This window comes from Kosmotoga sp., assembly GCF_982836095.1.
In genome coordinates this window covers 1-6,017 of the sequence record NZ_CEYIHJ010000121.1, presented here as the reverse complement: position 1 = coordinate 6,017, position 6,017 = coordinate 1, and the positions used below count along the sequence as shown (strand labels likewise).

The following is a 6,017-nucleotide window of genomic DNA, read 5'->3' as shown; positions in this document are numbered from 1 at the left end:
GGCGCTGCGGAACTCGTTTTAGTAAACTAAAAACTCAAACAGTCCTCGCGCTTTATCCAATGGTTTAAATATTTCCCAGCCAAAATCTTGCAAAGGGAAATATAAACTACGCATTGGTGCAAGTAGCAATTAACGATCTGGTGATTCTTTTTGTTTTTGCACCCCTTGGAAAGTTGCTTATTGGCGTATCCACAGGTTTCCCGGTGCCTTTCTCAACAATTTTCTGGTCAGTGGTTTTCTATGTGGCTCTTCCATTACTTTTGGCAATTATGACGAGACGTTATATTATTCGAAAGAAAGGAAAGGAATTTCTTGAAAAGAGAGTTATTCCATACTTTGATCCATTTACCAAGTTGGGGTTGCTTCTTACACTTGTCTTTGTTTTCATGTTCCAGGGAAAAACGATTTTCGATAATCCACTTCATATACTTTTGATAGCAGTTCCTTTGATTCTTCAAACCTATCTGATATTCTACATTGGTTATATGGGGGCAAAAGCGTTGAAAATAGAATATTTTGAAGCTGCGCCTTCAACATTCATAGGTGCGTCGAATTTCTTTGAACTTTCCATTGCTGTGGCTCTCATCCTCTTTGGCATGGATTCAGGTGCTGCCCTTGCAACGGTCGTAGGAGTACTCGTTGAAGTTCCTGTGATGCTATCACTTGTTGCTATGATGAAAAAGAACAAAGAAAAATTCAAATTTGCCAAATAGAAAAGAGGGATGAAAATGAAATCTAAGACCATATCGCTACCGGATATTTTAAAGGTGCTAAGCAAAGAACTGAATCTCGAGATACTTGCCTTTACAGATACCTATGATGAGCTGTGTGTATGTGATTTTGAGGAGCTTATTAACGCTCCCCAGCCCACTATTTCAAGGCATTTAAAGGAGTTGCTTGATGTGGGACTAGTCGCCGTAAGGCAGGAGGGACGCTGGAGATATTACAGCCCTTCCAGGCCATATGAGCCTTTCATAAAAGAAATTATAGAACTCGCTAAGAATGAATATGCCATAGAGAAAAAAGAATTAAAAAGATCATGCCACTAAGGAGGAAATGGAGACAATCATGAAAATTGCATTCATCTCAGACATCCACGGAAACCTTGAAGCACTTGACGCGGTGCTTGAAGATATTAAGAAAAGGAATGTAGACAAACTGTACTGTGTAGGTGATCTTGTTGGTTATGGGCCTGACCCCGAAGCAACGGTTAAAAGAATCATCGAACAGAATATCCCAACCGTGATGGGAAACTATGACGATGCAGTCGGATACGAAAAAGAAAGCTGTGGCTGTGCTTACAATCCAGGAAGGGAAACAGAGGTGGGAGATATCACGCTCAATTGGTCAATAAGGAACACTTCAGATGTGTCGAAAGCATTTCTGAGAGGCCTTCCTCATAAGCTTGAGTTTGAAATGGAGGGCGTAAGATTTCTTCTTGTTCACGGTAGCCCTCTTAACAATTTGCTTGAATACATAAAGCCGGATACAAAGCCAAACCGACTTGAGCGGGTTGTGGCAGCAACAAATGCAGATATTATAATAAACGGTCATACACATTTACCCATGGCACGGTGGGTTAAAGGGAAGTACGTTTTCAACGACGGCAGTGTTGGTCGTCCAAAAGATGGTGATCCAAGGGCATGCTATTTGATTGTTGACATAGACAGTGGAGTATTGAAGTATGAATTTGTAAGGGTTGAATATCCCGTAAAAAGAACCATAGAAAAACTTGCAAAGCATCAGCTTCCCATAGAACTTGCAGTGGTACTTTCTCTGGGAGCAACATTTGACATGGGGAAAAGTCACATAACAAATAAACAGGGATTCTTTCTTTGAAAAAGAATCCCTGCTCAAGATTGTTTTTAAGCTGGATGAGCGAAAGCTCTTTTGAGTCCAAAAATAGAGAGAAGGATCACAAGAATTCCCATCGCCGAGATATGTATAGCGGATATATTTTGTGTCAGCTCATCGGTAGGTATATTGAAAGCCATATTCATCAGAAGGACATAGGCTGAAAGCACCATCCCGACAGATCCAAGTATAATTGAAACCGTCGTAAACACGCTTTTGCTTTTTTTGCTTCCCATGATTCCTCCTACTATGGCTGCAATGATGGCTACGCCGATAACTATATAAGTAACAGCACTGCTGCCTAAAAAACTGCTCAATTGTTCAACGTTGGCTGACAAATAATCCACGATGATTTTAAGAAAGAAATACACTAAACCGCCAGCGGCTAAAGCAACAAGAATGAAAACAGCCACCTTATAAACTGCAAGAAATGCCACGGCAATTATCAGAGCAACAATAATAGGCAGCGCTTTTTGCACGGATTCGGATAGCCCATTGATGAAGTCAGCAAACTGGTTGTTCACTACCGGAAAGATGTAGAAAAAGCCAATTGCCGCACCTACCAAAAATAGCGTTACGGCTTCAAAAAAGCGAGCACCAAAATACATCAGTATAGAGAAAGGCAAGACGATATACCAGTTTTCAATAACAGCTTGAATAAGGCTGTTGAGAAAGGATAGATCCATGAGACTCCCCCCTTTTTTTTACAATGAAATCGTATGATTAATAATCCACCCTCGGATAGGTGTTAACCTTTAACTCATAACAACAATGATAAATTAATTATAGCATTTGAATGCAAAATTATTACAATTTTGTGCATTGAATGCTTTGGAAATCAATTGGATATAGAAAAGCTGTCAGACTCTTCCAAAATGCCTTATAATCCTTTTAGGGGAGGTGCTTTTTTTGAAGGATTTTTTGATTGTTGCAACGATACTGAACAAAAAAATTATTGAAGCCTTTATGAACAGCGGTGCAGGAGCTTTGAGGATAAATTCTTCTCATTTGAGCATTGTTCAACTTTTGAATTTCCTGAATTATTTGAGAACCCAAAGACTTAAGTTACCTGTTTATATAGACCTGAAGGGACACAAAATGAGATTAAGCCGTTATCAGCCTAAAATCAGGCTCATTACTGGACAGCAAATTGAGTTGGTTACCGATTCTTCAAAGAGTAACGCTCTAATCGTCAGTGTTGAAATTTTAAAGATGCTAATCCCTGAGCAAGAGCTTTCTCTTTCGGATGGAAAAATTAGGTTGAAAATTCTCAACGTTGGAAGAAGCTTTGCAAGAGCAATGGTGCTAAAAGGTGGGGTAGTTGAAGGTGCAAAAGGGTTGAATGTTTCTCCGCATCCTGTTGAACTTACGGGTATCACCGACATGGATAAAATGATAGTTGAAAAAACGAAAGGGTACGGTTTTGTAAGGTATGCCCTTTCTTTTGTTTCCTCAGCAGAGGAAATTGAAGAGCTGAAATCCCTATCGGGAAGATACGTTGCTGCAAAAATTGAGCGAGAGCTCACCCGAGAACGCCTTTTGAAGATTGGGGAAGTTGCCGATGAGTTGTGGCTATGTCGAGGAGATTTGGGAGCACAGCTTGGCTATAAAGGTCTTGCACAATATTACAGGAATTTCAACAAGCTGATTTCTGAGTTCCAAATCCCCGTACTGATGGCAGGCGGCGTGTTGGAGCATATGGTAGATCATTCCATTCCAACGAGAAGTGAAATCTGCCATTTGATTGATCTGGTTGAGCATGGCTACAAGGGGGTTGTTCTTTCAGACGAGACAGCTTTAGGAAAATTTCCTATTGAGGTTTTGAAAACTATTCAGGAGGTTATCTTGTGAATAATAAAATGGATTTTTCTTACGATATAGCTGATAAGCTAAAACTCCCACAGTGGAAAGTGAAAAATGCGATTGAGCTCCTTGAAGACGGTAAAACAATTCCATTTATCGCACGCTATCGTAAAGAGAAAACAGGTGAGCTTGATGAAATCCAGATAAGGGAAATATCATATCTGCTGGAACATCTCAAAAAGCTTCACGAAAGAAAACAGGAGACTATCACGATTGTTGAAGAGCGAGGAAAGTTGACACCGAAATTAAAAAACGCTTTTTTGGGTGCCAAAACCCTGCAAGAACTTGAAGATCTTTATGCACCATATAAAAGCAAAAAAAAGACCAGGGCTGATCTTGCCAGGGAAAAGGGCTTGGTACCTTTGGCAGAGCTACTAAAAACCGGCTATACCAGAAATGAAGAAGTAATTTCCACTTACATTGACATGGAAAAAGGTGTAAATAGCATTGAAGATGCCATATCAGGAGCGAAGGATATAATCGCCGAGGAGATTTCCATAAACCTTCTCATACGTGATAAATTGAGGGAAGTTGTCAGGAAAAGTGGAAAATTCTATTCGGAACGTGGAAAAGCTGAAGACCCAAAAGGAATTTACAGGGATTACTATGAATTCAGCCAGCCCATTTCCCAGCTTGTGCCTCACAGGATATTGGCGTTATTTCGTGGTGAACGGGAAAAGGTTTTAAAACTTGGAGTAGAAGTTTCAGGCGATCTTCTTCCTGTTGTGCTGAGAGTGTTGAATTTTGACAGAAAACTCGCTTATTATGAAGAACTGGTAGAAGCCGCTGAAGACTCTTTGAAACGACTTCTCTTCCCATCAATCGAAAGAGAAATAAGAAACGAACTCAAAGAGATGGCTGAAAATAGGGCCATAACCGTCTTTTCAAAGAATTTACGCAACCTGCTGCTTCAAACACCCCTGGGTTCAAAAGTTGTAATGGGCATAGATCCCGGATATCGTACAGGCTGTAAAATCGCTGTGATAGGAAAAGATGGCTCTATGCAATATTATGACACTATATATCCAACTCCTCCAAAGAACGAGTTTATGCAAGCGGAAATGAAAGTGGTCGAAGCGGTTAAGCTGCTGAAAGTTGAAATCATAGCAATCGGAAATGGAACTGCTTCACGAGAGACGGAACTATTTGTAGCTGAGACCATTAGGAAAAACAAACTGAACTGTAAGTATCTCATTGTATCTGAAGCAGGTGCTTCGATATATTCCGCTTCCAGGGTGGCTATTGAAGAGTTTCCGGATCTGGATGTAACAACCCGGGGAGCTATTTCAATTGCCCGAAGAGTTCAAGATCCCCTTGCAGAGTATGTTAAAATTCCGCCAGAGTCAATAGGCGTTGGCATGTACCAGCACGACGTAAATAAAACAAAATTGAAAAAGGCCCTTGATAGGGAAGTTGAGTCAGCGGTGAATTTTGCCGGGGTTAACTTAAATACCGCTTCAAAGCATCTTTTAAAATATATTTCCGGATTGAATGAAAAAAGCGCGGAGAATATCGTGAAATACCGTGAAGAAAAGGGGCTTTTCAAAAAGCGCGAGGAATTGTTGAAAGTTAGGGGAATTGGTTCCAAAGCATTTGAACAGGCAGCTGGTTTTTGCAGAATACTCGGCGGTGACAATCCGCTTGACAGTACCACGATACATCCGGAATCTTACCAGATTGCGATCGCTGTACTCGAAAACATTGGCATGAACCCAACCGATCTTGTTAAGTGCAAAGAAGAGCTCAGAGACCGACTTAGGAACTTTAACATCCAAGACTTTTGTGAAGAGACGGATTACAACCTCATAACTGTAAGAGATGTTGTAGAAGCCTTGAAAAAACCGGGATTGGATCCAAGAGACGAACTTCCGAAACCTTTGCTCAGGGATGATGTGCTCACTATGGAGCAACTTCAACCAGGCATGACCTTGGAAGGAACTGTGAGAAATGTAGTTGATTTTGGCGCTTTTGTAGATATTGGCGTTAAGCAGGATGGATTAATTCACCGTTCAAAAATGGGTCGCAAAATAAGAGATCCTCTTGAAATTCTCTCCGTAGGGCAAATTGTCAAAGTGAAAGTGTTATCAGTTGATTTGGAGCGTTCGCGAATAGCGCTTGAGCTCGTTAGCAATGAAAATTAGATTCTCTTTTCAGCGTTAACCGGTTTTGCGACAGCCTGTTTCTTGCTCCTTTGCTTAGAGCTCTTTTTGGCAGAAAGGCGGGCTTTTATCATCTCATTCAAACGAAGGAGCATGGGTACTGTAAACAATGTCATCAACATGCCGGTAGCAACACCGAAT

6 protein-coding genes are annotated in these 6,017 nt (G+C 40.8%); 5 read left to right on the top strand and 1 reads right to left on the bottom strand.

What is annotated here, in order from left to right; genetic code table 11:
* The first annotated feature begins 68 nt into the window (after positions 1 to 68).
* The 3 genes from AC3LHT_RS08035 to AC3LHT_RS08025 are packed head-to-tail and all read left to right on the top strand — an operon-like array spanning position 69 to position 1,839.
* Entirely contained in the window at positions 69 to 713 is a 645-nt protein-coding gene (locus tag AC3LHT_RS08035) for an arsenic resistance protein (protein WP_488662526.1), read from the top strand.
* A 15-nt stretch (positions 714 to 728) separates the two neighbouring features.
* Positions 729 to 1,049, top strand: coding sequence for an ArsR/SmtB family transcription factor (locus AC3LHT_RS08030; RefSeq protein ID WP_290646705.1), 321 nt, complete (start codon positions 729 to 731; stop codon positions 1,047 to 1,049).
* Positions 1,050 to 1,068: 19 nt separating this feature from the next.
* Positions 1,069 to 1,839: a metallophosphoesterase family protein gene (locus AC3LHT_RS08025; protein WP_488662524.1), complete on the top strand. Its 771-nt coding sequence runs from the start codon at positions 1,069 to 1,071 to the stop codon at positions 1,837 to 1,839.
* 26 nt (positions 1,840 to 1,865) lie between these two features.
* On the opposite strand, the gene AC3LHT_RS08020 is transcribed toward AC3LHT_RS08025, so the two are convergent.
* The gene (locus AC3LHT_RS08020; RefSeq protein WP_290668299.1) at positions 1,866 to 2,540 is read right to left on the bottom strand and encodes a hypothetical protein; all 675 of its coding nucleotides are present in this window, start codon (positions 2,538 to 2,540) and stop codon (positions 1,866 to 1,868) included.
* A 223-nt stretch (positions 2,541 to 2,763) separates the two neighbouring features.
* Between AC3LHT_RS08020 and AC3LHT_RS08015 the strand changes: the two genes are divergently transcribed.
* Positions 2,764 to 3,705, top strand: coding sequence for a pyruvate kinase (locus tag AC3LHT_RS08015; protein ID WP_488662523.1), 942 nt, complete (start codon positions 2,764 to 2,766; stop codon positions 3,703 to 3,705).
* A gap of 8 nt (positions 3,706 to 3,713) precedes the next feature.
* The gene (locus tag AC3LHT_RS08010; RefSeq protein WP_488662525.1) at positions 3,714 to 5,858 is read left to right on the top strand and encodes a Tex family protein; all 2,145 of its coding nucleotides are present in this window, start codon (positions 3,714 to 3,716) and stop codon (positions 5,856 to 5,858) included.
* Positions 5,859 to 6,017: the final 159 nt, after the last annotated feature.

Coding starts and splice junctions, on each gene's coding strand:
- AC3LHT_RS08010 (WP_488662525.1), top strand. CDS start 3,714: ATGGATTTTTCTTACGATATAGCTGATAAGCTAAAACTCCCACAGTGG.
- AC3LHT_RS08030 (WP_290646705.1), top strand. CDS start 729: ATGAAATCTAAGACCATATCGCTACCGGATATTTTAAAGGTGCTAAGC.
- AC3LHT_RS08025 (WP_488662524.1), top strand. CDS start 1,069: ATGAAAATTGCATTCATCTCAGACATCCACGGAAACCTTGAAGCACTT.
- AC3LHT_RS08020 (WP_290668299.1), bottom strand. CDS start 2,540: ATGGATCTATCCTTTCTCAACAGCCTTATTCAAGCTGTTATTGAAAAC.